Source organism: Halobacillus seohaensis (genome assembly GCF_042663045.1).
Taxonomy (GTDB): domain Bacteria; phylum Bacillota; class Bacilli; order Bacillales; family Halobacillaceae; genus Halobacillus_A; species Halobacillus_A seohaensis.
In genome coordinates, this window is sequence record NZ_JBHSZV010000070.1 from 1 (window position 1) to 25714 (window position 25714).

Annotated in this window: 27 protein-coding genes; 17 read left to right on the forward strand and 10 right to left on the reverse strand. The window is 37.9% G+C overall.

Annotated features, from left to right (window positions below; all coding sequences use genetic code 11):
- Positions 1-642 precede the first annotated feature (642 nt).
- Positions 643-1545 (reverse strand): TIGR01777 family oxidoreductase, encoded by a 903-nt coding sequence (locus ACFQIC_RS20855; RefSeq protein ID WP_204712106.1) that lies wholly within the window; start codon positions 1543-1545, stop codon positions 643-645.
- 90 nt (positions 1546-1635) lie between these two features.
- Here ACFQIC_RS20855 and recX point away from each other — a divergent pair, with 90 nt between their 5' ends.
- The gene (gene recX / locus ACFQIC_RS20860) at positions 1636-2451 is read left to right on the forward strand and encodes a recombination regulator RecX (protein WP_204712108.1); all 816 of its coding nucleotides are present in this window, start codon (positions 1636-1638) and stop codon (positions 2449-2451) included.
- 104 nt (positions 2452-2555) lie between these two features.
- On the opposite strand, the gene ACFQIC_RS20865 is transcribed toward recX, so the two are convergent.
- Positions 2556-3347 carry an HAD family hydrolase gene (locus ACFQIC_RS20865; protein WP_204712110.1) on the reverse strand — a complete coding sequence of 264 codons (792 nt, stop codon included), beginning with the start codon at positions 3345-3347 and terminating at the stop codon, positions 2556-2558.
- Positions 3348-3538: 191 nt separating this feature from the next.
- Between ACFQIC_RS20865 and glcT the strand changes: the two genes are divergently transcribed.
- From glcT to ACFQIC_RS20880, 3 genes are all read left to right on the forward strand, one after another.
- The gene (glcT, locus tag ACFQIC_RS20870; protein ID WP_204712112.1) at positions 3539-4381 is read left to right on the forward strand and encodes a glucose PTS transporter transcription antiterminator GlcT; all 843 of its coding nucleotides are present in this window, start codon (positions 3539-3541) and stop codon (positions 4379-4381) included.
- Between the two features lie 471 nt (positions 4382-4852).
- Complete coding sequence (ptsG, locus tag ACFQIC_RS20875; protein ID WP_204712114.1) at positions 4853-6892, forward strand: glucose-specific PTS transporter subunit IIBC; 2040 nt, start codon at positions 4853-4855, stop codon at positions 6890-6892.
- A gap of 15 nt (positions 6893-6907) precedes the next feature.
- Positions 6908-7174 carry a phosphocarrier protein HPr gene (locus ACFQIC_RS20880; RefSeq protein ID WP_204712116.1) on the forward strand — a complete coding sequence of 89 codons (267 nt, stop codon included), beginning with the start codon at positions 6908-6910 and terminating at the stop codon, positions 7172-7174.
- A gap of 436 nt (positions 7175-7610) precedes the next feature.
- Here ACFQIC_RS20880 and ACFQIC_RS20885 read toward each other — a convergent pair whose 3' ends face one another.
- Complete coding sequence (locus ACFQIC_RS20885; RefSeq protein WP_204712118.1) at positions 7611-8267, reverse strand: SDR family NAD(P)-dependent oxidoreductase; 657 nt, start codon at positions 8265-8267, stop codon at positions 7611-7613.
- A gap of 101 nt (positions 8268-8368) precedes the next feature.
- Here ACFQIC_RS20885 and ACFQIC_RS20890 point away from each other — a divergent pair, with 101 nt between their 5' ends.
- Entirely contained in the window at positions 8369-8707 is a 339-nt protein-coding gene (locus tag ACFQIC_RS20890; protein ID WP_204712120.1) for a YfhH family protein, read from the forward strand.
- Between the two features lie 40 nt (positions 8708-8747).
- Here the strand turns inward: ACFQIC_RS20890 and ACFQIC_RS20895 are convergent, their stop codons facing one another.
- Both ACFQIC_RS20895 and sspK read right to left on the reverse strand, forming a co-directional pair.
- Positions 8748-8879 carry a YpzG family protein gene (locus tag ACFQIC_RS20895; RefSeq protein ID WP_204712122.1) on the reverse strand — a complete coding sequence of 44 codons (132 nt, stop codon included), beginning with the start codon at positions 8877-8879 and terminating at the stop codon, positions 8748-8750.
- Positions 8879-9043 (reverse strand): small acid-soluble spore protein K, encoded by a 165-nt coding sequence (gene sspK / locus ACFQIC_RS20900; RefSeq protein WP_390217862.1) that lies wholly within the window; start codon positions 9041-9043, stop codon positions 8879-8881. The genes ACFQIC_RS20895 and sspK overlap by 1 nt, the downstream gene beginning before the upstream one ends.
- A 112-nt stretch (positions 9044-9155) precedes the next feature.
- Here sspK and ACFQIC_RS20905 point away from each other — a divergent pair, with 112 nt between their 5' ends.
- Positions 9156-9422 carry a YfhJ family protein gene (locus ACFQIC_RS20905; RefSeq protein WP_204712124.1) on the forward strand — a complete coding sequence of 89 codons (267 nt, stop codon included), beginning with the start codon at positions 9156-9158 and terminating at the stop codon, positions 9420-9422.
- Between the two features lie 35 nt (positions 9423-9457).
- On the opposite strand, the gene ACFQIC_RS20910 is transcribed toward ACFQIC_RS20905, so the two are convergent.
- Positions 9458-10462: a metal-dependent hydrolase gene (locus tag ACFQIC_RS20910; protein ID WP_204712126.1), complete on the reverse strand. Its 1005-nt coding sequence runs from the start codon at positions 10460-10462 to the stop codon at positions 9458-9460.
- 61 nt (positions 10463-10523) lie between these two features.
- Here ACFQIC_RS20910 and mutY point away from each other — a divergent pair, with 61 nt between their 5' ends.
- The gene (mutY, locus tag ACFQIC_RS20915) at positions 10524-11609 is read left to right on the forward strand and encodes an A/G-specific adenine glycosylase (RefSeq protein ID WP_204712128.1); all 1086 of its coding nucleotides are present in this window, start codon (positions 10524-10526) and stop codon (positions 11607-11609) included.
- Between the two features lies 1 nt (position 11610).
- On the opposite strand, the gene ACFQIC_RS20920 is transcribed toward mutY, so the two are convergent.
- Entirely contained in the window at positions 11611-11835 is a 225-nt protein-coding gene (locus ACFQIC_RS20920) for a cytosolic protein (RefSeq protein WP_204712130.1), read from the reverse strand.
- Positions 11836-12157: 322 nt separating this feature from the next.
- Between ACFQIC_RS20920 and ACFQIC_RS20925 the strand changes: the two genes are divergently transcribed.
- From ACFQIC_RS20925 to ACFQIC_RS20940, 4 genes are all read left to right on the forward strand, one after another.
- Positions 12158-13192: a C40 family peptidase gene (locus ACFQIC_RS20925; RefSeq protein WP_390217865.1), complete on the forward strand. Its 1035-nt coding sequence runs from the start codon at positions 12158-12160 to the stop codon at positions 13190-13192.
- An 883-nt stretch (positions 13193-14075) separates the two neighbouring features.
- On the forward strand, positions 14076-14279 hold the full coding sequence (locus tag ACFQIC_RS20930; protein ID WP_204712132.1) for a gamma-type small acid-soluble spore protein: 204 nt from the start codon (positions 14076-14078) through the stop codon (positions 14277-14279).
- A 184-nt stretch (positions 14280-14463) separates the two neighbouring features.
- Complete coding sequence (gene ntdP, locus ACFQIC_RS20935; protein ID WP_204712134.1) at positions 14464-14991, forward strand: nucleoside tri-diphosphate phosphatase; 528 nt, start codon at positions 14464-14466, stop codon at positions 14989-14991.
- 115 nt (positions 14992-15106) lie between these two features.
- Positions 15107-16879, forward strand: a complete 1773-nt coding sequence (locus ACFQIC_RS20940; RefSeq protein ID WP_204712136.1) for an ABC transporter ATP-binding protein — start codon at positions 15107-15109, stop codon at positions 16877-16879.
- Positions 16880-17906: 1027 nt separating this feature from the next.
- On the opposite strand, the gene ACFQIC_RS20945 is transcribed toward ACFQIC_RS20940, so the two are convergent.
- Both ACFQIC_RS20945 and ACFQIC_RS20950 read right to left on the reverse strand, forming a co-directional pair.
- Positions 17907-18974 carry an FUSC family protein gene (locus ACFQIC_RS20945; protein WP_204712138.1) on the reverse strand — a complete coding sequence of 356 codons (1068 nt, stop codon included), beginning with the start codon at positions 18972-18974 and terminating at the stop codon, positions 17907-17909.
- Positions 18975-19125: 151 nt separating this feature from the next.
- The gene (locus ACFQIC_RS20950) at positions 19126-20427 is read right to left on the reverse strand and encodes a glutamate-1-semialdehyde 2,1-aminomutase (RefSeq protein WP_204712140.1); all 1302 of its coding nucleotides are present in this window, start codon (positions 20425-20427) and stop codon (positions 19126-19128) included.
- A 149-nt stretch (positions 20428-20576) separates the two neighbouring features.
- On the opposite strand from ACFQIC_RS20950, the gene ACFQIC_RS20955 reads away from it, so the two are divergent.
- The 5 genes from ACFQIC_RS20955 to perR all read left to right on the forward strand — a co-directional run bounded on the left by ACFQIC_RS20955 (position 20577) and on the right by perR (position 23870).
- Positions 20577-20987, forward strand: a complete 411-nt coding sequence (locus tag ACFQIC_RS20955; protein ID WP_204712142.1) for a two pore domain potassium channel family protein — start codon at positions 20577-20579, stop codon at positions 20985-20987.
- A 64-nt stretch (positions 20988-21051) separates the two neighbouring features.
- Positions 21052-21522, forward strand: coding sequence for a thioredoxin-dependent thiol peroxidase (gene bcp, locus ACFQIC_RS20960; protein WP_204712145.1), 471 nt, complete (start codon positions 21052-21054; stop codon positions 21520-21522).
- 195 nt (positions 21523-21717) lie between these two features.
- Positions 21718-22668, forward strand: a complete 951-nt coding sequence (locus ACFQIC_RS20965) for a D-2-hydroxyacid dehydrogenase (protein ID WP_204712147.1) — start codon at positions 21718-21720, stop codon at positions 22666-22668.
- Between the two features lie 2 nt (positions 22669-22670).
- Positions 22671-23234, forward strand: coding sequence for a cob(I)yrinic acid a,c-diamide adenosyltransferase (locus tag ACFQIC_RS20970; RefSeq protein WP_204712148.1), 564 nt, complete (start codon positions 22671-22673; stop codon positions 23232-23234).
- 192 nt (positions 23235-23426) lie between these two features.
- Positions 23427-23870, forward strand: coding sequence for a peroxide-responsive transcriptional repressor PerR (perR, locus tag ACFQIC_RS20975; protein ID WP_204712158.1), 444 nt, complete (start codon positions 23427-23429; stop codon positions 23868-23870).
- Between the two features lie 102 nt (positions 23871-23972).
- Here perR and ACFQIC_RS20980 read toward each other — a convergent pair whose 3' ends face one another.
- Positions 23973-24350, reverse strand: coding sequence for a YgzB family protein (locus tag ACFQIC_RS20980; RefSeq protein ID WP_204712150.1), 378 nt, complete (start codon positions 24348-24350; stop codon positions 23973-23975).
- A gap of 134 nt (positions 24351-24484) precedes the next feature.
- Between ACFQIC_RS20980 and ACFQIC_RS20985 the strand changes: the two genes are divergently transcribed.
- Positions 24485-25366: a nucleotidyltransferase-like protein gene (locus tag ACFQIC_RS20985; protein WP_204712152.1), complete on the forward strand. Its 882-nt coding sequence runs from the start codon at positions 24485-24487 to the stop codon at positions 25364-25366.
- Positions 25367-25714: the final 348 nt, after the last annotated feature.

Sequence of the window (25714 nt, forward strand, 5' to 3'; positions counted from 1 at the left end):
TAAAAAACTTAATGTTTAACATAGGAGAACCTTCCTTGATTTACACAGACTTCTTGACACTACCGGCTGGCGCCTTCCGGGGTCTCATCTAACCCGCGTATCCCACAGGAGTCTCCCCCTTCCCCACCGCCCCTTGCCGTATATTTCCATCGTAATCATACTGTTCTCCGTTTTTGCTAAAGTATGAGATATCTATTATATCTATTGAGCCACTTAGATCAGTTGTTAAAAACGGGTATGATGGTCTATTTAAATAAAACCGCCTATAAGGGCCTCGACATAAAGTCACTATGGTAATAATTTCAGTCCATAAACAGCAGTTAGGGACTTACCTGGTGTGTATGCCTGCCATCACCACCTCTTCTGAATTTATAGTACAGATCAATAGTGCAGGATCTATTAATGGCACAAGTAGATCATTTCAATGGGAATATTCACACAGCACCCTCGCTTTTCATAAAAGGGTTCCCATCCCCCATTCTCCGATGAAAAGCAACGGAACCGCCATTCTTTGATTATTGTTATTTGTACTGATATTTATGGTGCTAAACATAGAGTGTTTTAGTATGTTATTTCACCTGTTATTTTAGATTTTCTCCACGTTATCGGAACTACTTAAGATCCGTCTCCGTTCCCTAAATATCATCTTAAAATAGCTTTCAAGGCAGATTCTAGTTCAGGGTATTGGAATTCATATCCATGTAAAGTTGCCTTTTTGGGTATAACAGATTGGCCTTCTAACAGTAGAACACTCATTTCGCCCAATACCGATTGGATTGCAAAAGAGGGGGCAGGCATCCAGTGTGGACGTCCGATTACCTTTCCAAGGGTTTGACCGAAGTCCTTATTTCTTTTCGGATTTGGAGCTGTCCCATTTAATGGGCCTTCTACTTTTTTTTCTTGAATGGCAAACTGAATTAGCCCAGCAACATCATCAACGTGAATCCAAGACATCCATTGATCTCCTGATCCTAGGTTTCCGCCGATCATGAGTTTGTAAGGGATCGTCATTTTGGGAAGCGCACCATTTTCACCAAGTATAATACCGAATCGTACAAATACTGGGCGGACACTAAGATCTCTTGCTTTATTTGCTCGTTTTTCCCACTCAACAACAACATTTGCAAGAAAATCATTTCCCGGTTTTTCGGTTTCCTCTGTGAAAGTTTTCGTCTTGGACTGTCCATAAAACCCGACTGCTGAAGCATTTATGAGTACTTCTGGTGGTGTCTTTAAATGGCGAATAAGTTCTAATACCCCTTCAGTTGCTTCTATACGACTATCCATAATAGATTTTTTTTTCGCATTCGTCCATCGGCCACTATGTAATGACTCCCCGGCAAGATTGACAATGGCATCTAGAGTAGGGAGTTCATCCCAAGGGGTGTACTTTTCCTGAAGCCAACCCACGTAGGTGGTTTTATCTGTATCATAGTGCTGATCGGGGTTTCTTGTGAGTATGTACACATAGTGACCTGCATGAACAAGTTCGTTTGTTAATTTTGTTCCGACAAAACCTGTGCCACCTGTTATTGCTATCTTCATTAAAATCCTCCTAGACTTAATAGTAAATCTTATTCGTGACCGTATGATTGTAAGCCATGCTACAATAGATGAAAAAAGGGGTGAAGAATTTTGGCGAAAATCACTCGGATTACGACACAAAAGAAAAACAAGAATCGGTACAATATCTATTTGGACCGAGGACAAGGGGAGGCCTACGGGTTCAGCGTTGATCAAGATATCTTAGTTAGTTTTAGGCTCCAGAAGTCCATGGAGTTAGAAGAGTCTACCATCGAAGCGTTACTCCAAAAAGATACGTTACATAAGACATATACCCTCACCATTAACTATTTAAGCTACCGAATGCGCTCCGAGAAAGAAATTCGTGATTATTTAGTTAAAAAGGAAGTCGATGACGAGCATATAGAAGAAGTTGTCAAACGTTTATATCGTGAAAAGCTGTTAGATGATTTAGAGTTTGCTATCGCTCTCGTGCGTACAAGGGTCCAGACATCGAGTAAAGGTCCGTTACTAGTCAAACGAGAGCTGATTGATAAAGGGGTGGACGCTGTAAAAACGGATGAGGCCCTTGAGCATTACTCATTTGATAAGCAAGTAGAGAAAGCCTCGAAGGTAGCGGAGAAAAAAATTAAAAGTGACAAGAAAAAATCCCGACGACAACAAATCCAAAATGCTCAGCAAAACTTAATGCAAAAGGGTTTTTATGGTGATGTAGTTAAAGAAGCAATAAGTCAGCTTCCTGAAGAAGAAGAGGACCAAGAATGGGAAGCTGTCGTTTTTCAAGGGGAAAAGCTAGTCCGGAAATTTGAGCGTAAAGTGGAAGGGTATGAGTTAAAGCAAAAAGTAAAAAATGGACTGTATCAAAAAGGTTTTCCTTTTGAACATATCGAACGTTTTATTGATGAATATGTTCAAGTTGAACAATAAGCAGCTTCAGAAAAAGGTAATGTTCATAAATTCTCAAATGTTCAAGAAGCACTAAAATATAAAAACGGCCGTTAACTAATTCTTTAGGTAGCGGCCGTTTAACATTATATCAATCCTTTAATTTTTAGATCCTCTATTGCTTCATGGACATGATCAACGACGTACTCTGCTTGTGCTTTCACTTCAGGATGAGCGTTTGACATGGCATAGCTATGCGGGGTTACAGAAAACATAGGTAAATCGTTGAACGAATCGCCAATACATGCAACTTCGTTTGGTTCTAAGCCTATTTTATTCAATAATGCTTTAATACCATTCCCTTTGTTAATCATTTTAGGCATAATATCAACGCATGATTCGTGGGAAATAAAGCTGTCTAATTCCTCTCCAAACTCCTTGTGAATTCGACTATATGCAAGGATGACATCATCTTCTTTACCGTGCAATGTTATTTTTGCTGGTGGAAGTGCTTCTCCAAATTGATCCACGAGGTGGGACTCGACAATTACATCTTGGAATAATTGCGAGGATATAAGATCGACCCATTCATTATGTTCGGATGTATAAATTTTATCTTCTGTTGAGACAGTCTTTACCATTGGTTCATTCTCTACAAACTTCATTACTTGCTTAGCAATGTCTATTTCAAAAGACTTTGAGTGAATGTGAGTGTTATCTAGGTCATAAACGAAAGCTCCATTTTGGCTGATTCGATGTCCTGTCACACCAACCCTTTTTAACACTTCAGCAATATCATGGTCCATACGTCCTGAAGCAACAGCAAAGTTAACTTCAAGATCTATTAAGTTTTTTATGGCATCAATATCTTCATTTTTTAAATAGTGATCCATACCTAATAAAGTACCATCAAGGTCACTTATAAATAGTTTAATCATGGGTGTTACTCCTCTCTTATCTAAATACCATACATTATAACGATAATGATTTTACACCTAATAAGTCTGATAAACAAAGAATTTAAAAAGGCGAAGGTTGTCAAATTACATTGTGAATTATAGGATAGAAGGTACTGAGATGATGAAACCGTTTTTTTAGGTGTGTCATATTTAATGTGGGGGAAACGTTTATGAGCGAACAATTGACGATTGATAAAGTGCTGAATAACAATGTTTTGATCGCAAAACATCCGTCCTATCAAGAGGTAGTACTGATTGGTAAAGGGATTGGATTTGGAAAGAAACAAGGTGAACCAATTTCTTTTAATAAAGCAGACAAAACATTTTTGTTGAAAAATGAGAATGAGAAAGAGCAATATGTTAATTTACTTCCTCATATTGAAGAAGGATTCATTGATACTATGAATAATCTTCTCTATCATATCGAGAACCGAATGGGGCAGGAATTAAATGAACATATTCACGTAGCATTAACTGATCACCTGGCCTTCGCTTTAAAACGAACAAAACAAAATTTGCTGTTTGCGAATCCATTTTTGCCAGAAATTGAGTCGCTCTATCCTAAGGAATATCAGATCGCAATGGAAGTTGTTACAATGATTTATGATGAAATAGGAGTGCAATTTCCTGAAGGTGAAGTCGGTTTTATTGCGCTGCATATTCATAGTGCAGTGACGGATAAGACGCTAAGGGAGTTAAATCGACACAATCAGCTGATCACAAATTTAGTTGAAATCGTAGAAGATACAATGAGGGTAACGATTGATAAGCAGAGCGTTGATTATCATCGACTTGTTCAACATTTACACAGAGCCATCGATCGAGTTTATCAGGATGAAAGTATTGGAGATGAAATTCGTCTCGCAAACATGTTGAAAGAGGAATATCCTATATGCTATAATCTTTCATGGAAGTTAATTAAAGTGATGCAAAAACAGCTAAATAAACCTGTAGATGAGTCGGAAGCAATTTATTTAACGATTCACTTACAACGACTAACTAATAAATCTTAACGTTACGTGTTACTGATATGATCAGGCATGAGTATCGAAGGAGTAAATGGTTACGATAAAGGGTGTAGTGTACCTTGTCGTAATGTTTGAACCTTTTGTACTCATGCCTTTTTTTGTCGTTTGAAAATGGTTGCTTGTCGTGTCTCTCGAGGCACCTCCGCTTTTCATATGTCTAGCTCCAGTGCCTAGACACTCGAGACATAAGCAATAAGTCTACGTGAAGGAAGATCGTTTCACTCCGTCTTCTTGCTTATGCTTGTCGTGTCTCTCAAGGCACTTCCGCTTTTCATCTGTCTAGCTCCAGTGCCTAGACACTCGAGACATAAGCAATAAGTCTACGTGAAGGAAGATCATTTTCACTTCGTCTTCTTGCTTATGCTTGTCGTGTCTCCCAAGGCACCTCCGCTTTTCGTAATATGAAACCGGTTTATTTTTCTGAATATTCATCACATACAAAAAGGAGGAAATCTTATGTTTAAGAATGCTTTTGGTACTTTGCAAAAAGTTGGTAAAGCTCTGATGACGCCTGTTGCTTTGTTGCCAGCAGCTGGTATTTTACTGGCGTTTGGTACGAGTTTTGCTCAAGAAGACTTTACTGATAAGGTACCGTTTTTTGCTACCCCATGGGTGCTGACATTACTTAAAGTTATGGAAGAAGCCGGCGGGGTTGTTTTTGATAACTTGCCGTTACTATTTGCGGTAGGTGTTGCGATTGGATTAGCTAAAGGCGACGGTGTTGCTGGTTTAGCTGCTATTATTGGTTACTTAATTATGAATGTGGTTATGGGTGTCTTAGGTAATGTAGATGCCGATATGACCTCAGATCCCGCCTATGCGGAAGTGCTCGGTATACCGACCCTGCAAACAGGTGTATTTGGCGGTATTATTGTCGGTATATTAGCCGCCTCCATGTATAACAGGTATTTTAATATTGAATTGCCCCAGTTCCTAGGATTCTTTGCTGGGAAGCGATTTGTTCCTATTGTAACGGCATTTTCTGCTTTATTCTTAGGAATGATTATGCTGTTTGTATGGCCATTTGCACAAAATGGACTAAACGCTTTGTCACACTTAATGCTCGAAGGGAACCAAACCATTTCCGCATTTTTCTTTGGTGTTATTGAACGTTCTTTAATTCCGTTTGGTTTACACCACATTTTCTATTCTCCATTCTGGTTTGAGTTCGGAACATATGAAAATGCTGCAGGAGAAATTATCCGTGGTGATCAGACAATTTTCTTTGCTCAGCTAAAAGATGGTGTTGAATTTACTGCTGGAACCTTTATGGTTGGTAAGTTTCCATTCATGATGTTTGGTCTTCCGGCAGCGGCATTAGCAATTTATCATACAGCGAAGCCTGCACGTAAAAAAGTTGTTGGCGGTATTATGGCTTCAGCTGCTCTAACTTCATTCTTAACAGGGATTACAGAGCCGCTTGAATTCTCATTCTTATTCGTAGCTCCAATTCTATTTGGTATTCATGCAATTTTTGCTGGGTTTTCGTTTATGATTATGGAAATATTAAACGTAAAGATTGGACAAACATTCTCTGGTGGTCTAATTGACTTTATTCTCTTTGGTATTATGCCTAACCGTACCGACTGGTGGTGGGTGATTATCATAGGCTTAATATTCTCCGTTATCTATTACTTTGGTTTCCGCTGGGCCATTCTTAAGTTTAACCTTGCAACTCCTGGTCGTGAAGATGAGGCGGAAGGAGAAGAAGGTCAGGAAACTTCTAAAGACGATCGTCCGTTCGAGATATTGCAAGCGATGGGCGGGGAAGAAAATATTAGCTACCTTGATGCGTGTATTACTCGTTTAAGGGTGTCTGTTCACGATAAAGGTAACGTTAATAAAGATCGATTGAAGCAATTAGGTGCTTCTGGTGTAATGGAAGTAGGAAATAACATCCAAGCGATTTATGGACCTGTCTCTGATACACTACGTGGTCAAATGCAAGATATTATTGATGGCAAAACCCCTCGTCCCCGTGAAGAAAAAGTTGACGAAAGTACAGATGAAGCGGGTGCTGTAGCCCCAGTGTCTGGTGGAGATTTAGATTTCGTTAGTCCACTTAAAGGTAAAATATTATCAATTACAGACGTGCCAGATCAGGTATTCTCTGGTAAAATGATGGGGGATGGCTTTGCAATTGAACCGATTGATGGTAAAATTGTTTCGCCAATCAATGGTAAAGTACTCAATGTATTCCCAACGAAGCATGCAATCGGCTTACAGGCTGACAATGGTATGGAAATTCTGATTCATATCGGAATTGATACAGTTAAGCTGAAAGGTGAAGGGTTTACTTCAATGATCGAAGAGGGAACAGTCGTAGAACAAGGCCAAACGCTAATGGAAGTTGACCTTAACTATGTAAGTGAACATGCTACTTCGATTATTACACCAATTGTCTTTACGAATTTAGAAGAAGACCAAAAAGTAGAAGTAACAGCAGCAGGCGAAGTTGATCACAATACAGAAAATATCATTACCATTACTAAATAAAAGGAGAGATACATTATGGCAGAACAAACATTAACGATCACATCTGCAGACGGCGTACACGCTCGTCCTGCAACAGCACTTGTACAAGTTGCAGGGAAGTATGAATCTGATGTAAATCTAGAATATAAAGGGAAATCAGTGAACATGAAGTCCATCATGGGCGTTATGTCTTTAGGTATTCCTAATGGTGCTGAAATCAAGTACACTGCTGAAGGTTCTGATGCTGAAGAAGCAGTAGAAGCCCTTGTAGCTAAAACAAAAGAAGAAGGACTTGGTGAATAATTTTCATCAGAAAATGAAGTTGGCCACTTTAGGCTAAGTAGTTCAATTTTGGAGTGCAAAACACTTGTACTCCTTAACTGAACTACTTTTTTTATGTAAATTTATACCCGTAATTGCACTGTGGGTAGCAAGAGAGTTACATTAGAAATTGTTGTTTTTATAACAAATCCCTATAATCTGAATGGTACATTTGAGAAAACTGGTTTATTTTATTTAAGTCAAAAATTTTATAAATCAATATATATAAAAGTGCGATGTTGTCATTCGGTCAAAAGTACCATTTGCTTACACAAAACTTTTTTTGACCAGCTGGTAAATCAATGAATAATAAAAAGGAGCATTAAATTGTTCAATTCAATGCTCCTTACATATACTTAATCGCTACTCAATACTGAACTACAGTTTTCTTCTGTTTTTAAACGCTGGCCCTAGTTCCTCATTTATCAATAAAAATCTCTTTCCGCCCATCATCATCTTCAAAAATTTGTTTTGCTACACCTTTAGGTCCTTTTAGGGACTCCGGATTACTGACGTGATTAGTGTCATCCCAAAAAGGAGTATTCATTCCTCCCATATAAACCGCGGTTGCATTAGCGTTCTCGCTCTCCCATTCTTTATGCAAGCTTTCAGTAAAGCCGCGAACCGCAAATTTAGAAGCACAATAAACGGTTTCCTTGCCTTTTCCACGTAAACCGGCAGTAGATATGATATTAAGTACACGTCCGTGAGAATGCTTGAGTAAGGCTGAAGCCTTTTGAGTCATTAAAATTGTTCCCTTGATATTTGTGTTTATCATTTGGTCGATATCGTCAGACGTATAAAAAGGTAACTTTCCAAAAATTCCAATGCCTGCATTATTAATTAACACATCAAGATGATCGATCTGTTTTAGAGCATCATCAACAGAGGCCGGATCGGATACGTCGCAAATAAGCACTTCAGCCTCTCCACCGTGTGCTTTAATTTCATTTTGTACAAGTAATAGCTTTTTTTCAGTTCTCCCTGTTAATATAACGTTATAGTTATGAGTGGCATATTCTAGAGCTAATGCACGACCAAGTCCAGTCCCTGCTCCGGTAATTAATACATTCATACAATAACCTCCTACTTTTATAAATCGCTAGCTTTTCTATTGTGCCAAAAGACTGCTAAAATGAAAACATAATTTAAAGTGAGGTATAGAGGGGGATAAGTATGGAACGACGTTACAGTGAATACAGTTATGGTGAGCTGCATAGTGAAGTTGCGGAACTAACGGAAAAAGCTCGTAAAGCAGAACAATTTGGAATGGTAAATGAATACGCTGTGTATGAACGAAAGATTATTATGGCCAAAGCCTATATGATGGATCCAAAAGAATTTGAACCGCGGACTGTATATCAAATTGAAGGCGATCCTGCCCACACGTTTTATGTAGAATATATGAATGGAGTATTTGCCTGGGGATATCGTATCAATTTGACGGGACAGCGAGCAGGAGATAAAGAAGAAGCACTCCCAATTTCTATGTTAGGAAAGCAAGTTAAAAATTGAAAGAGAAAGCGCAGCGTGTGAGCTGCGCTTTCTCCCCCTGTTAAGATCTTTTTCTCATCTGAGTTTCGGTAATTTGTTCAGATTGAGTTTGCTCAGTTTCACCATTCACTCGTTGGTTAAGATGCTTCGTTCCTCGGTGCAGGTTTAGGGTTTGTCTATTTCTTTTGCCCATTAGTACTTACCTCCCTGGTTTACGTCGCGTTTTCTTGAACGAGCGGCACGTTCTTGAGGTTTTGAATTTATCGTGCCGTTGGGTCGTAATGCTAAATACTGACTTTGATCTTCTGGGGAATGAGTCATTTTCAAATTAGGAAATCCTTTTGCTTTGTTTCGCATCAGTCATCCTCCTAAGCCCACTTACCGTTGTGGGTAAGGATAGTATGTGTGAAGATCAAAGATTTATGTGTTAAAATTTATTGTAAGCTTTACCATATAAGAGGTGAATCATATGGAGGAAATTCATCAGCGACTAGCTGAGCAACTTTACCAAACAAATGAAAACCTAGCCCTAGATGAGGCACGAACATGGGTAGAACTTCTTTGGGAAGATTTTGAAACAACTCAAGCCAAGGCAGGTCGTGATTATAAAGGAAAACAGCTGACAGAACAAATTGTCACTCAGTGGATTGCCAATTATGGATCATGGTTGCACGAATTTGTAGCTAGAAACCCTAAATATAAAGAGCTTTTAAACCAAAAAGGCTACTTGCAATAAATTGAAAGGATCCGCGCCTCATAAGCGCGGATCCTTTACTTTGTTTCCGAAGCTACTGTTAATTTATCCTGTAGTTTTTCTTCGGTAAATACCCAACCCGTGTACGAATTTAAGATTTTAAGCTCATCATCTCCATGTTCGTCATCGATTTGAGCTAAGGCTACGAATGGATAACGGCCTTTGGAGAAATATCTTAAATCATTGAATCGTACTTCTGTATATTCATCGAAATAATTTACTTCATATCGATAAACAGGAGAAAAAGATAAAAATGCTCTGATGTTATGATCGGTTAGAGCTTTTTCTACAATAGGATCTTCATCATCAATTTCTTTGTATGCAAATTCATCCAAAATCGTAATATGCCCATCGACAGCTCGGGCTACGTAGTATTTGGACGTAGTTGTTATCGCAATTCTCCAGACATTTTGTCTTAATGTCGGTGACGTTGCAATCTGCTGTACTTCTTCGAAATGATTGTAGATGTGCTTGACGAGTACACGTTTGTCGAAATATCGTTTACCATAGTATAAGGTAATCACAAAATAAATAATTAGCCATGTATAACCAGGGTTAGCACCTAAGTTCCAGGCGACAATTCCTACAATATGCAAAATAAAAATATAGGGATCAAAAGTATTAATAAATCCATAAGCAACCCATCTTTTTGTGAAAGGACGGTAGGCTTGGGTTCCGTAAGCATTAAACACATCAACAAATACATGCAAGATTACTGCAAGAAAAGTCCAGAGCCAAAGATGTAAAAAATTCACCTCTGGGGTGAACAAGTAAATGATTGATGCAATTCCTATTCCCCATAGGAGGACAGCTGGAATTGAATGAGTAATTCCACGGTGGTTACGAATGTAAACGGCGTTGTTCTTGAGTTTTAGTATGGTGTCAAAATCAGGTGCTTGGGATCCTGCTAGAGTACCGATCAGAACGGCATTAAATAACATCGGGTCTGATTGAACTACAGGGTCTAACGTAGCTAATCCACCAAGAGCTACACCCATGACAACATGAGTGCCAGTATCCATGAATGCTTCCTCCTTTGACCGACAACAATAATTTATAGTGTAACACGAAGGGTGATTATACATGAAAAAAGAAGAAAGAGTTCCATATATCTTAGAAAATTTTAACCGTCAAGCCTTTCAGAATCAGTTGATTGAATGGTTTATGAAAGAGCAAAGGATCTTACCATGGAGAGAAAATCAGGATCCATATCGAGTGTGGGTATCTGAAATTATGCTCCAACAAACTCGTGTTGATACCGTCATTCCTTATTTTAATAATTTCTTAGAAAAGTTTCCGACCCCGGAAGCATTAGCAGAAGCAGACGAACAAGCAGTTCTAAAAGCTTGGGAGGGCTTAGGTTACTATTCCCGTGCACGTAATTTACAAAACGCTGTCCGAGAAGTTGTTGAGAAATACGAAGGTCAAATACCCGACAATAAGGCCAAATTAAGTGAACTGAAAGGTGTGGGCCCCTATACAAAAGGGGCAATTCTGAGCATTGCTTACGATCAGCCTGAGCCAGCCGTTGATGGAAATGTAATGAGAGTTTTATCAAGAATTCTTTTAGTAGAAGACGATATAGCAAAAGCAAGTACAAAAAAACTTTTCGAGTTTCTCATACATGATCTTATTTCCTATGAAGATCCCTCTTCCTTCAATCAGGGCTTAATGGAGTTAGGCGCCATTATTTGTACACCAAAATCACCCTCGTGTCTTCTATGTCCGGTACAGAGCGAATGTCGAGCTTTTCAAGAAGGAAGAGAGAGTGAACTCCCAATCAAAACATCTAAAAAGAAACAGAAAAACCAACCATATATGGCTCTATTAATTGAAAATGATCAAGGTGAAGTATTAATAGAACAAAGACCATCTAATGGATTATTAGCTTCATTATGGCAATATCCGATGGTTCCTATGTCTGATATCCAAAAAAAGGACATACCTTCATGGTTTTATAGTGAATTTGGTTTGGAAATTGAACTCGGGAATACCGTTGATCAAATTCGCCATGTGTTTTCCCATTTAATATGGAATATGGAAGTTAAGAAAGCCCAAATTCAAACCGGTCATTTAGAAAAATCAAATACTAAATTTGTAGCTAAAGAGGATATATTATCTTATCCGTTTCCAGTATCTCATCAAAAAGTCCATAAACATTTGAAATGAATTAATCGGTAATTGTAGGAGGATCATTTTTCAAAGAAGCTTCGCGGTGTTTTAAGCCACCGCGAAGCTTTATTTCTGCATTAATTTCGCGTAATAAAGTAACACCTTCTTGGTTTAAATAAGGTACTGTTTGTGATAAAGCATAATGAAAATATTCAAGTTCTTCCTCTAGCCAATCTTGTTTTGCATTCATCGTAAGTTCTGACATATCTCTACCTTCATACATAAATTAACCTCCTTTTCGTTGATATTATAGGCTTTTTGACGAAATATATGCATCGATTTCAACCTCGAATAATTGAGAATCTTACACTTGTAATGGAACTGTAATGCAAATGTAACGAAACATGCGGAAGCTTGTCATATCAACCGTTTTCATAGATTAATATTGGGTTTTCAAGGTTTAATGCTATAGACAATTGTTATAAAAATATGAATAATAAGGAAATAGAGTAAAATGACAATATAATCTACTAAATTACTACATATTTAAATGTGATTTTCGACAATAACATTAAAAGAATTATATAAAAGAGAGGGTTTTCCGTTTGAATAAAAAAGGTTTTGCAACAACAGTTGTTGGAACTATTGTAGGAGTATCGCTTTGGGGAACTACAGTTATGGCAGATGAAGCCCATAAAGTTAAATCAGGGGACAGTCTTTGGGGAATAAGCAAAAAATATAATACAAGCGTTTCGGAGTTAAAATCATGGAACAATCTTGATAGTACTATTATTCGTGTTGGTCAATCGCTTGTTGTCAACAAAGATGGATATTCAAGTAGTTCATCAAGCAAGAGTAGCTCAAGTGAAACGAGTACATATAAGATTAAGTCAGGTGATTCACTTTCAAAGATTGCTTCCGAGCATAATGTATCTGTTAGCAACTTAATGGATTGGAACAATTTGAACTCATCCTTAATTTATGCTGGTGAAACATTAACAATTAAAGGATCTAGATCTAGCAGTTCTTCGGACTCAAGTTCATCAGATTCTTCAAGCGATGTCGCTTCAAGTTCAGATATTACTTCCTACACTGTAAAACCTGGAGACACACTTTCTAAAATCGGAACAATGTATGGTGTGAGCGTATCTGATTTACAAAGTTGGAATAATATTTCAGGTCATTTAATTTACGTTGGTCAAAAGTTAGACCTTAACGGTAATACGAGTTCAAATAAGCAATCTGTTGATAGTGTTTCCACAACTTCCGGAAGCTCAAACACAAATGTAGTAAGTGAAGCAAACAAATATAAGGGGACTCCTTATGTATGGGGTGGAACTTCTCCATCTGGATTTGATTGCAGTGGATTCTTACAGTATGCCTTCAGTCAAGTAGGAAAAGACCTTCCACGTACAGTGGCATCAATGTATGCAGATAATCGTATGACTGCTGTGAGCCGTTCTAACCTGCAAAAAGGAGACATTGTATTCTTCGAGACATACAAACCAGGTGCTTCTCACGCTGGGATTTATGTAGGCGATAATCAATTTATTCATGCAGGTAGTTCTACTGGTGTAACTGTATCTTCACTATCTGGTAACTATTGGAAGTCGCGTTACATTGGTGCTAAAAGCTTTTAATTTTCAATAAGACCCCTATTCCACAATCACCGCAGATTGTGGAAACTCAACTTCGAGACATTCCGATGGTTTCCGTTAGAAAGGCTGGCGTTTGAAGGTCCGATAAATCACTGATGATACTGAAAAGACTGATAATATAAGAGAACAAGAACTAAATCAATATATAGAATGCAATTCAATGGGATCACCGATATATGAAGGTGGTCTCATTGTATTTTTGTAAATACTTTTTCAGTGGCCTCGAGAAGGAGCTAGGCGAGACCCCACTAGGGAATGACAACTACTGAGGAGGCACCCGTTTCCCAGCAGGATCAAAGCCACCTTTATCCCTTATACGATAACGAACCCCCATGATCTCGGAATCGAGTTTTCAACAATCCTTCCCTTTAACGAAATAAGTTTGACTTTTCCTTTGGTGAATTTTAATAGTCATCGTTTTAATTGTGTAATTGGTACCACACAATTCTAATAAGCGCACTTCATCTAAATAAGCCATCACACCCTTTTTTAACAGCTTATCTAAGTGATTCAATAAATCTGTGTGATCAATATTTACTGGTCTATAAGCGACTTCCTAACGTCTTGTTGCTCTCTCTGTACTCATTCTTTCGCAGGATTCTCACAATTTCCACTTTCACATAACAGAAAAGTGAGCCGTTTCCCCTGACCCCATCCCTTTGTCTTTACTAACTGAACGTATTATTTTGATTTCGATTTACTATGCGATTTAATCTGTTTCTTCTTATGTTTCCACCGAAAAGACCTACTTATTATTTTTTAGGATCTCTTTTTATGAAATTACTCTTTTTTTTATAAATATGAATGGTTTTTGTGCATGAAAAAAACAAACCTGCACACAATAACTTTTGCGGAGGTGATATTGATGGCTAAGCAACCGAAACAAGGTAAAACTACAGCAGGCACAGATGTGAATCATGTGAAACAGCAGAATCAGCAAGCTGCTCAGAAAAGCGCTCAACAATCTGCACAAGGTCAGAACCAATACGGTACTGAGTTTGGAGCAGATCAAACTGATGCGCAACAAGTACGCCAGCAAAACCAAAAGTCCCAATCTAAGAAAAAGTAGTTTTGATTATGCATTTTAATCTGTCGAGGCTGTCATTTTAGCCTGCGTCAAACTCTGGAAGCCGTCCATAATTTGGACGGCTTCTTACATATATAAATTCTATCATTTTCATTCACACATATAAGTCGTTATAATAGATAAAGGTGATAAACGGGATATTGTAAGGGGAAGGGGAGATGGAATTATGCCCGGCCCGGAATCTGGAAGACGTACTGAAATTCAAAGCTATAAACATAATGGAAAGTTACACCGCGTTTGGGACAGTACCACTATATTAAAAGGGACAAAAAATGTAATTATTGGAGCTAATGATCGAACAATGGTTCGGGAAAGCGACGGTCGTACATGGATTACTCGCGAACCTGCAATTTGTTATTTTCATTCAAAGCATTGGTTTAATGTTATCGGAATGCTTAGAACGGATGGGGTATATTATTATTGTAATATTAGCTCACCCTTTATTTATGAAAATGGGATTATAAAATACATTGACTATGATTTAGATGTTAAAGTATTTCCAGATATGACCTACAAGCTCTTAGATGAAGACGAATATGAACTGCATAAAAGACAAATGAACTATCCTCATGTATTGGATCGTATTTTATATAATAATGTAGATACGTTAGTTCGTTGGGTCAGACAGAGGAAAGGGCCTTTTTCACCTGAATTTATTGATCAATGGTATGAGCGTTATTTAACGTATAGGTAATGAACTTGCGCACTGATCTGGTGCGCTTGATTATTTTAGGAATTACTCGTATTATTTTTCTTCATCCATTTGATTGTGTTGAAAATTGCGAGTTCAGGAAAGTAGGTGATGCACATTGGGAAACATTAAACGGTATTTAGCTTTTGTTAAACCTTATAAAGGGAAAATAGCTTTAACAGTTTTAATTGGGGTTTTTAAATTTTCTATCCCCTTACTTATGCCCTTAATTATTAAATACGTTATTGATGATATTATTAATGCCGATTCACTAGCTCAATCAGAAAAATTTGATCAGCTGCTTCTCTTAATGGGAGGCGCATTTTTTGTGTTTTTGGTTTTGCGACCTCCTATCGAGTATGCTAGACAGTATTTGGCACAGTGGATAGGAAGTAAGATTTTATATGATATACGGGATAAGCTATTTGATCATATTCAAAGGCTGAGCCTAGGTTTCTATTCACGGACGAAAACTGGTGAGATCATTTCTCGTGTCATTCACGATGTGGAACAGACGAAAACATTTGTTATAACAGGATTAATGAATATTTGGTTAGATATGTTTACTATCGTTATTGCCATTATAATTATGCTTACTATGGATCCCTGGCTTACTCTTGTAGCTGTCATATTATTCCCTTTTTATGGTTTCGCGGTTAAATATTTTTATAAACGACTTCGTGACTTAACAAAAGATCGATCTCAAGCATTAGCAGAAGTGCAAGGTCATTTACATGAACGAGTGCAAGGGGTCCCAGTTACCCGTAGTTTTGCTTTGGAAGATTATGAACACGAACAATTTGATACTAGAAACTCTAACTTTTTAAATAAGGCTCTTAAACATACGAACTGGAATGCTTATACGTATTCTGTTACAAATACTATTACGGATTTAGCGCCTTTACTTGTTGTTGGCTTTGCTGGTTATTTAGTTATTACTGGATCAATGACTGTAGGAACAATGGTTGCGTTCACTGGATATATGGATAGGGTGTACGGTCCGCTTCGTCGACTAGTAAATTCGTCGACAGTATTGACCCAATCAATTGCTTCGATAGACCGTGTCTTTGAGTTTATGGATGAGAAATATGATATTGTCGATAAAAAAGATGCGAAGCCATTGAATCGTGTGCATGGTGAGGTCACATTTAATAATGTATCTTTTAGCTATAGCGAAGAAGATCCAACTGTCCTGAAAAATGTAAACCTGAGCGTCCGAAAAGGGGAGACGATCGCTTTAGTTGGTATGAGTGGCGGGGGTAAATCGACACTAATTAGCTTAATCCCGCGTTTTTATGATGTTACAGGTGGTCAGATTTTGATTGATGGACAGGATATTAAAGATCTTGAGGCTCGAACGTTAAGAGATAAAATCGGGATGGTTCTCCAAGATAATATATTATTTAGCGACTCCATTAAGATGAATATTAAAATGGGGGACCCTGAGGCTTCTGATGAGGAAGTCATAGAAGCTGCCAAAGCTGCTAATGCTCATGAATTTATTACGAGCTTATCTGGAGGTTATGATACCTTAGTGGGAGAGCGCGGTGTGAAATTATCAGGGGGTCAGAAACAACGTGTAGCTATTGCGCGGGTATTCTTAAAGAATCCTCCTTTGCTTATTTTGGATGAAGCAACCTCGGCCCTCGACTTAGAGAGTGAAAATTTAATTCAAAATGCGTTAGAACGGCTAGCTTCAGACCGCACAACATTCATTGTTGCTCATAGGCTGGCTACTATTACCCATGCAAGCCGTATTGTTCATATTGAGAATGGGGAAATCGTTGAGGTTGGAACCCATGATGAATTAATCAGAAGAAAGGGTCATTACTATGATCTTTATCAAGTCCAGAAGTTAGATGATACCAAAACAGAATATATGGGAACGTAAAACCTGTTTGATAAGTAGTTCCTATATTGTGGAGAAAATCTAAAGTAATAGGTGAAATAACATACTAAAACACACTACGTTTAGCACCATAAAGTATCAGTACAAATAACAAAAAAGAACGCTTGGGTTTTTAAATGCCCAAGCGTTTTTCTTGTTAAACTAAAGCCTTAGATTGTTTAATAAAAGAATGGCGGTTCCGTTGCTTTTCATCGGAGCATGGGGGATGGGAAACCACTCGCTTTCCGCGGGGAAGACGGCAAGCCTCCTCGAGCTAAAGCTCTGTGGGGTCTTGCCAGTCTATCCTTTCCCGCAGGAGTCTCGAGGTTTCCCATCCCCCATGATTATGAAAAGTGGAACGGAACCCTTTTTATGAAAAGAGGGGGTGCTGTGTGAATATTCCCATTGAAATGATCTAATTGTGCGATTAATAGATCCTGTACTATTGATCTGTAATATAAATTCAGAAGAGGTGTTGAGGATAGGCATACACACCAGGTGAGCTCCTAACTGCTGTTTATGGACTGAAATTATTACCACAGTGGCTTTTATGTCAAGGCCCTTAATAGGCGGGCTTTATTTAAATAGACCATCATACCCGTTTTTTAATAACTTATCTAAGTGGCTCAATAGATATCTTATACTTTAGCAAAAACGGAGAACAGTATGATCCCGATGGAAATATACGGCAAGGGGCGACTCCTTCCCCACCGCCCCTATCCCCACACCATTATCTCGGAATCGACTCTTCAATTATTTTTTACCAATTAACATAGTAATTAGCACGTTGAGAGCGGCTATTGTTATTTGTTATTAGGGTTGCGATTTTGTTTGATCATTCAAGTATTATTATTCAATAGACATTCATATATAAGGGAAAAATAAGAGACCAAATCATATGCGATTTGGTCTGCTAATTCGTATGCTATTTTTTTATTGCGATTTCTGATTATGAAAATAGTCTGCCAGTTGGCATATTATTACGTATGTCTCTACCATAACGAACTACTTACTTGCTTGAGGTCTCCTTTTATTTTTCGTTTGTTTGTATATAGGTGTTTGGGTGGTACTTTTGATAACTTTTTAATAATCTCTTTAACTTTTCAAGCTGGTGGTAGTATTCCATGAGTTGTGAGGCGAGCGGAAGAAACACGAGTTTATCGGAATTGTTGCTTTCCTCATAAACCTTCATCAATCGTTCGACTACCATTGGAATATTTGGCTCTTCAACTTGTCTCAGTGACTGCTTATGGGTTTGTTTAATTCTACCTTTTAAGCTTAGAACAATCTTCTCATGAGCATTGATTAATTTATCAAGTTCGCCTATTAGTGCATCTTGAAATTCGTCGGGAATGTGTTCGATTTTATGTTCTAAACGATTAAAGGCTTTTAGCACATCAAAAGACTTTTTAGTAGTTGTAATTAATTGTCTAAAGAGTACGAGTCGGCGTCCCTTGGAAAAACGCGACCCTTTGAAATACGTTCGTTCCTCTGAATAAAGGAGATATGTGTGATCTAGCCAGCGAATATTATCTTGAATTCGGGTGATTTCATATTTTAATGCTGGTTCATCAGACAATTGTCTAGTTGTAACCCTAAGCCATTGCAAAATATCGTTGGTAGCCGAATCAATTTTAGTAAATAGCCGGGTTTCGTATTTAGGTGGCATAAACAGAAAGTTAACAAGGAACGCAGCGAGAATACCTAAGATCATCGAACTAAATCGAGAAGCCGCAAAATATATAAAGGTTTGATCCGTTGAATCCATTAAGGCGATAACAGCAACTGCTGCTAATGAAATTGTGTTTTCATTCATCTTTAAGTTCATTGTCACGCCAATTACGATAATGATGGCGAAGGCTACGATGAAAGGGTCATTACCTAACGTAAAGACGGCAATAATAGCAATTACTGCTCCAATTATATTTGCCTGAATTTGTTCTACTATGGATTGGTAAGAGCGGTAAATGGATGGTTGTATAGAAAATACTGCTGCAATGGCAGCAAGTAGTGGGTTAATAAACCCTAATAAATCAGCTGCGTATAATGCAACAGCAACAGCTAATCCTGTTTTCATCATGCGTGCCCCAAGTTTCATGAGTGAATCATCCTTAAAATATAGTATTGAATCTATTATAGATGATTTATCATATAAAATGATAGATCATCTTTACCATTACCCTAGTGATCTAATTAATAATCTGTTTTTATAAAAGTAGTGTGGCTCCTATCTAGGAGCCACACTATGATTACTTTGCTTCCTGAGACATTTTTTTGAATGTTGTTTCAACTGCACGTAATGTTTCGTTTATATCTTCTTCGGTATGTGCAGTCGTTAAGAACCAAGCTTCATATTTAGATGGGGCAAGATTAATACCCTGGTCAAGCATTAATTTGAAGAAACGTGCGAATTGTTCACCGTTTGTGTTTTCAGCTTGTTCATAGTTCTCTATTTTTTCATCAGTAAAGTAAACAGTTAAGGCACCTTTTAGACGATTAATCGTAATGGAAATCTCATAGGTTTGTGCATGCTTTAACATGCCTTCCTCAAGTAATGCCCCTAATCGATCCATTTCATCGTAAACTCCTTCTTGCTGTAAAACCTCTAAACAAGCAATGCCTGCTGACATAGATGCAGGGTTACCGGCCATAGTTCCCGCTTGATAAGCAGGACCGAGGGGAGCAACCTGTTCCATAATATCAGCTTTTCCTCCGTAAGCGCCGATTGGAAGTCCCCCACCGATGATTTTCCCCATTGCTGTCATATCTGGTTCAATATCAAGCAACTGTTGAGCACTTCCATAGGTGAAGCGGAATGCAGTAATTACTTCATCATAAATTACTAACGCTCCAGCGTCGTGAGTAAGGTCGTTTACTTGCTGTAGAAATCCAGGCTTAGGCTCGACAATTCCGAAATTTCCTACAATTGGTTCAACTAATACTCCAGCGATTTCGTCACCAAATTTCTCGATAGCCTGTTTGAAAGGCTCGATATCGTTAAAAGGTACAGTAATTACGTCTTCAGCAATTGATGCAGGAACACCAGCTGAGTCCGGGGTGCCGAGAGTGGAAGGACCTGACCCTGCAGCAACTAGAACTAAATCAGAATGGCCGTGGTAACAGCCTGCAAATTTAATGATCTTATTTCTCCCTGTATAGGCGCGTGCCACACGAATAGTTGTCATTACGGCTTCTGTGCCGGAGTTTACAAATCGCACCTTATCTAAGGATGGGATAGCTTCCTTAAGCATTTTGGCAAATTGGTTTTCAAGCACGGTTGGTGTTCCGTAAAGTACTCCGTTTTGTGCAGCTTTGGTGATCGCCTCGGTGATGTGCGGGTGGGCGTGCCCTGTAATTATTGGCCCATAAGCCCCTAAGTAATCAATGTAGGATTGCCCGTCTACGTCATAGAAATAGGCGCCTTCCCCTCGTTGCATATAAACAGGTGTACCGCCGCCAACGCCTTTATAGGCACGTGATGGAGAATTAACTCCCCCAACAATATGTTCTTGGGCTTCTTCGTATAGTGTTTGAGATTGTTTGAAATTCATCGTTTTCCCTCCAAAAAATACATTCACATTCATTGTAGCATGATTTTTATTCACTTAGAGAAAAGGCAGGGGGAGTAAACATAAAAAGGTGAAGGTCTGCATAATAAAGTGAATAAGCCTGTCTACTTTTAAAAAAAGGTTGTGACAGAATGGCTACTATTAGTGTAGCAATTATTTGCTTTTTATTAATTATAGGGAGTATAAGGCAGTTATTTATTTCACTTGAAGTCGGACACCATATGTTTTCATTGCATATATTTATGACACTCATCCTCTTATACACGGTCGTTATGATAGGTTTTGGAATGATTTATGCTACTCTGACTATGCAAGGTGTGGAAATATTTGTTCGGACGGTTCACACGTATCCACCTTCTTGGGGAGACGAAATTGCACAAGGGATATATTTTAGTGGAGTTACTTTATTTACAGTGGGATATGGGGATTTAATGCCTATGGGGTGGGGGCGTTGGATTGCCTTAGTTGAGGCGATGATAGGCTATACGATACCAGCTGCTTTGGTAGCAAAAGTATGGCAAACATCAAAAAAAGAAAGCTGATATTGGAACTTTGCTCTCATATACGATACTCTTGGAATAGAAACTTTTTAGGAGGGATTCCAAGATGACAGTAGAAGTAGGACAAAAAGCTCCAGATTTTAAATTAACAGCCCATACGGGTGAGACCGTCCAACTATCCGATTATCAAGGGAAGAACGTCGTGTTATATTTTTATCCAAAAGATATGACTCCAGGATGTACAACAGAGGCTTGTGATTTTCGCGATCATCACGAAAGCTTTGCTGATTTAGACGCTGTTGTTCTTGGGGTAAGTCCAGATCCAGTCGACAGTCATAAAGAATTTATTGATAAACATGAACTTCCTTTTCTATTACTAGCTGATGAAGATCACAAAGTAGCAGAAGATTATGGAGTATGGAAATTGAAAGAAAAATCCGGGAAAGAGTATCATGGAATAGAGCGTTCTACTTTTATAATTGACAAAGAAGGTAATTTAGCTGAAGACTACCGCAAAGTGAAAGTAGAGGGTCATGTTGAGTCAGCCCTTCAATTTATCCGTGAAAACTTGTCATAATGTAAATTAAACACCGTGGTAGAATGCTATCACGGTGTTATTTTTACCTTCAATTATCATAAAATATGGAGGTTTCTTTTTTCTGTTATGGGGAATTGTCTTTTTGAAGGCTCTATTTTTCCTGACTTTTTAGGTGCTTGCACATTTTTTTATGAAACATATAATAATAGAAGTAATTTGGTTAGGGGGAATAGTATGCTTGTACTATCAGTCATTAAACGTGTTCCGGAAGAAATAAAAGAGCATTTGGAAAAAGCTTTTGGGGAGACTCATTTTACTTTTTGTCATGGAATGGATGAAGCGGAAGATCATTTATTAGAAGCAGATATAATTATTACATACGGAGAAGATTTAACTGAGGAAAGAATTCAAAAGGCGAAAAAGTTAAAGTGGATTATGGTGCTCTCTGCTGGTATGGACCTAATGCCTTTTGATGAAATTGATAAAAGGGATATCACAGTAACAAACGTTAAAGGGATTCACGCTAAACCTATGGCTGAATATGCCATTTCAATGCTCCTTCAAGTGTCTCGAAATGCGAAGCTGCTGTCACAAAGAGAACGAGAACATCAGTGGGATCGCCGAGTGCCGATGATGGAGATCAATGGAAAAACGATGGTTTTATTAGGAACTGGTGCAATTGCTCAAGAAACTGCTCGTTTAGCTCAAGCTTTTCAAATGAAAACCATTGGTGTTTCTAAATCAGGAAGAGCTAAGACTCATTTTGATGAAACCTATGCTGTTGAAGAAATGGAAAGTATCCTACTTGAAGCTGATTTTCTCGTAGCAGTCTTACCGAGTACGCCTGAAACAAAATACCTTTTGAATCGAGATCATTTTAAAAAGGTGCCGGATCATGCAGTCTTCTTAAATATGGGGAGAGGTGATCTTGTAACAACTGTTGATCTATTGAGTGCTGTGCAAGAAAATGATATAGCTCATGCAGTACTTGATGTGTTTGAAGAAGAGCCGTTACCTGAAGATCATCAATTTTGGGAGGAGGAGCGGGTGACCGTTACTCCGCACTTGTCAGGAATTTCACCCCATTATGTGCCACGGGGTTTTGATGTTTTTGAGTGTAATTTAAAAGCTTATTTAAGAAATGAAGGAATGGAAAATCTAATCGATCCTAAACGGGGGTATTAACTATGCGTATATACACAAGGTCAGGGGACAAAGGACAAACATCTTTAATATATGGTGATCGTGTAGCAAAAAATGATTTACGAGTTGAATCTTACGGAACATGTGATGAAGCAAATTCATCTATAGGTGTAGCATTAAGTCATCTTGAGAGGGAAGAATGGGAAGATAAAAAATCATTCATGGCGGTCATGCATAAAATTCAAACCATTCTTTTTCATGTAGGAGCAGAACTAGCTACTCCTAAAGGGAAAGAAGTACAATGGCAGTTAAAGAAGGAACACATTGATGAATTAGAGAAACATATTGATCAATGGGATGAAAACTTAACACCGTTGAAGAATTTCATATTACCCTCAGGGCACGAAGCATCGGCAGGACTTCATATGTCCCGTACAATAGCTAGAAGAGCTGAACGTATGGCTGTGGCTTTAGAAAGTGAAGGGGAATTAAATAATCCATTAGTGGTTTCTTATTTAAACAGACTGTCTGATTTATTATTTGTAGCTGCTCGTTATGTGAATCAATGTCTAGGTGGTAATGAAGTACCATTACAGCCAGATGTTTAATAAAAACTTAAGAGCCCTTATATTGATTGACATTAGATTAGCTAACAGGTTAAACTAATTATAAGGATTCTAATTTAATAATTTTATAAATTAAGAATAATTCAGTTTATCCTTTGAAGAATAATTCGATTGGTTAAACTAAATTTAGTGGGGAAACTCCCACTTAAGATCCAATTTATGAAAGCGAGGTGCATGACGGTGTCGGATCATCGACTTCAAGACGCTATTGATACATTAAAGGACTCTGGGGTACGAATTACACCGCAACGTCATGCGGTGCTTGAATTCCTGCTGAATTCTATGACTCACCCTACAGCTGATGAAATTTACAAAGCATTAGAGAGGAAATTTCCAAACATGAGTGTGGCAACTGTATATAATAACCTCCGTGTGTTCAGAGAAATTGGCCTCGTCAGAGAATTAACGTATGGCGATTCATCTAGTCGTTTTGATTGTAATACGTCTGATCACTACCATGCTATTTGTGACTCATGTGGCAAGATTGTTGATTTTCACTACCCTAGTTTAAATGAAGTGGAATCATTAGCTGAACAGGTGACTGGATTTACTGTAAGTCATCATCGCATGGAAGTATATGGAACATGTTCCCATTGTAATGCAAAAACTGCTCATTAAACTAATAGCCTTAGTTATAGTTTCTATAATGAAGAAAGGACCTGCTGAAATTCAGCAGGTCCTTTCTTCATTATAGCTGGTTCTTCTATTCATCCTTTTTGATTAATTATCTTTGGTTGCTTCTTGTTTTTGATACCTTTTGGAATTGTATTTCTCATCAAACTCTTCCCCTTCAAGGGACTTGTCCATTGTTAAGGGTTGCTTACAATGCATACAAGCGTCTACTCGACCAAGCATTTTAGTTGGTTTCTCACAACTTGGACAGACAATTTGAATCGTTTTAGTGGAGAGCATTCCAATCCAAAAGTAAATAACGGTGCTCAAACCGATGAAACCCATACCTAAGATCATGAAAAGTGCCATCGCCCAAGCTGTTTCTTTAAAAAGAAGACCAATGTACATAACACCAAAGCCTACAAAAATTATCCAGAACGCAAAAGAGCGAATTTTATTAATTTTACTTGTGTATTTCAAAGCCAATTAAAACAACCTCCTACTTAGCTTACAAAAGTAGTATAGCATTTTTTATAAGAAAAATATATTTATGTAAAAGGATTTTGACTATATGTATCGAATAGAATCAATGAACCGAATAACAAGATGGGGGAACTACAATGGAAGATTTATTACGGCCCATTTATCAAGAAAAAGCCAGCCAATCGAATACACTTGGAATTCTTATTTTAGAGAAAAGGAGACCGATTAGTCCGGTAACTGACAATTTTGATGTCATTTTATTTATTATTGTTAAGGATGCAAGAGATCCTTGGTATGTAAAACATTATGAGTTTGAAGAGAAAACGGCAGCGATGCATATTGTAGATGAAGAACTTCTCCAGCATTGGATTGAGACAAGCTCTTATCGACGAGCTGTTGAGTGGGTAGTGGATGGTTCTATTATTTTTGAAAGAAATGATTATATCGCTAATTTAAAAGAAAAGCTTCGTTCTTTCCCAACAGCTATTAGAGATTTAAAGAAAGCTATCGAGTTTGCAAAACTAATACGAAGCTATAGTGAATCAAAGGATTTGTTCGAATCAGGTCATTATTTGGATGCGTACAGTCGAATGATTCATTCCCTGCATTACTTAGCTCGTTTAGCCATTATTGAAAAGGGGTTCCACCCAGAGGTTACTGTATGGAATCAAGTGAAGAAGATTGAACCAGAGATCTATAAGTATTATGAAGAGTTGATCTTGAGTAAAGAATCGCCAGAAAAGAGAGTTCAATTAATGATTTTAGCTGTGGAACATGCAATTAGTATACGAGCAAAAGCGAGTGCGAAGCATTTGCTACAGTTAATAGAAGAAAGCGATGATCCTTGGTCGTTTGGTGAATTGAAAGTGCATCCTGAAATTCAGGAGTATGCTCTTGACTTATCGTCCATGATGGAATACTTAGTCGAAAAAGAATTAGTTGAGGTTGTCTTACAAGAAACAAAAGGATCTGGGATTTATCACCGTATGTATAAAACGTCTGACGTTGCTTTAGTATGAGGAAGAATAAAACCCTTTCTGTTAGATTTTTTTAATAGAAGGGTTTTTTTTGAAATCTATTGACGAAGTGATTTCAAGCGTGGTATATTATTAAGCGTCGCATCGAAAGCAAGCGGCACACCAACAAAACAATTAATATAACCAACAAAAAGTTGTTGACTTCATTTGGTCAACATGGTATATTAATTCTTGTCGCTTTTTAAAAAGGCGATGAACAGATTCATCCGCTGACAAATAAAACAACAAAAAAGTTGTTGACTTCATTCAGTCAGCATGGTATATTTATTGAGTCGCTGTTTTGAAGCGGCAAACCAATTGATCTTTGAAAACTGAACGAACCAACCAGTA

Coding starts and splice junctions, on each gene's coding strand:
- ACFQIC_RS20965 (WP_204712147.1), top strand. CDS start 21,718: ATGCTTGTACTATCAGTCATTAAACGTGTTCCGGAAGAAATAAAAGAG.
- glcT (WP_204712112.1), top strand. CDS start 3,539: ATGAGCGAACAATTGACGATTGATAAAGTGCTGAATAACAATGTTTTG.
- perR (WP_204712158.1), top strand. CDS start 23,427: ATGACGGTGTCGGATCATCGACTTCAAGACGCTATTGATACATTAAAG.
- ACFQIC_RS20930 (WP_204712132.1), top strand. CDS start 14,076: ATGGCTAAGCAACCGAAACAAGGTAAAACTACAGCAGGCACAGATGTG.
- ACFQIC_RS20885 (WP_204712118.1), bottom strand. CDS start 8,267: ATGAATGTATTAATTACCGGAGCAGGGACTGGACTTGGTCGTGCATTA.
- ACFQIC_RS20945 (WP_204712138.1), bottom strand. CDS start 18,974: ATGAAACTTGGGGCACGCATGATGAAAACAGGATTAGCTGTTGCTGTT.
- ACFQIC_RS20895 (WP_204712122.1), bottom strand. CDS start 8,879: ATGGGCAAAAGAAATAGACAAACCCTAAACCTGCACCGAGGAACGAAG.
- ACFQIC_RS20920 (WP_204712130.1), bottom strand. CDS start 11,835: ATGTATGAAGGTAGAGATATGTCAGAACTTACGATGAATGCAAAACAA.
- ACFQIC_RS20985 (WP_204712152.1), top strand. CDS start 24,485: ATGGAAGATTTATTACGGCCCATTTATCAAGAAAAAGCCAGCCAATCG.
- ACFQIC_RS20865 (WP_204712110.1), bottom strand. CDS start 3,347: ATGATTAAACTATTTATAAGTGACCTTGATGGTACTTTATTAGGTATG.
- ntdP (WP_204712134.1), top strand. CDS start 14,464: ATGCCCGGCCCGGAATCTGGAAGACGTACTGAAATTCAAAGCTATAAA.
- ACFQIC_RS20910 (WP_204712126.1), bottom strand. CDS start 10,462: ATGGATACTGGCACTCATGTTGTCATGGGTGTAGCTCTTGGTGGATTA.
- sspK (WP_390217862.1), bottom strand. CDS start 9,043: ATGCGAAACAAAGCAAAAGGATTTCCTAATTTGAAAATGACTCATTCC.
- ACFQIC_RS20950 (WP_204712140.1), bottom strand. CDS start 20,427: ATGAATTTCAAACAATCTCAAACACTATACGAAGAAGCCCAAGAACAT.
- ACFQIC_RS20855 (WP_204712106.1), bottom strand. CDS start 1,545: ATGAAGATAGCAATAACAGGTGGCACAGGTTTTGTCGGAACAAAATTA.
- ACFQIC_RS20955 (WP_204712142.1), top strand. CDS start 20,577: ATGGCTACTATTAGTGTAGCAATTATTTGCTTTTTATTAATTATAGGG.
- ACFQIC_RS20905 (WP_204712124.1), top strand. CDS start 9,156: ATGGAGGAAATTCATCAGCGACTAGCTGAGCAACTTTACCAAACAAAT.
- ACFQIC_RS20890 (WP_204712120.1), top strand. CDS start 8,369: ATGGAACGACGTTACAGTGAATACAGTTATGGTGAGCTGCATAGTGAA.
- mutY (WP_204712128.1), top strand. CDS start 10,524: ATGAAAAAAGAAGAAAGAGTTCCATATATCTTAGAAAATTTTAACCGT.
- bcp (WP_204712145.1), top strand. CDS start 21,052: ATGACAGTAGAAGTAGGACAAAAAGCTCCAGATTTTAAATTAACAGCC.
- ACFQIC_RS20970 (WP_204712148.1), top strand. CDS start 22,671: ATGCGTATATACACAAGGTCAGGGGACAAAGGACAAACATCTTTAATA.
- ptsG (WP_204712114.1), top strand. CDS start 4,853: ATGTTTAAGAATGCTTTTGGTACTTTGCAAAAAGTTGGTAAAGCTCTG.
- ACFQIC_RS20880 (WP_204712116.1), top strand. CDS start 6,908: ATGGCAGAACAAACATTAACGATCACATCTGCAGACGGCGTACACGCT.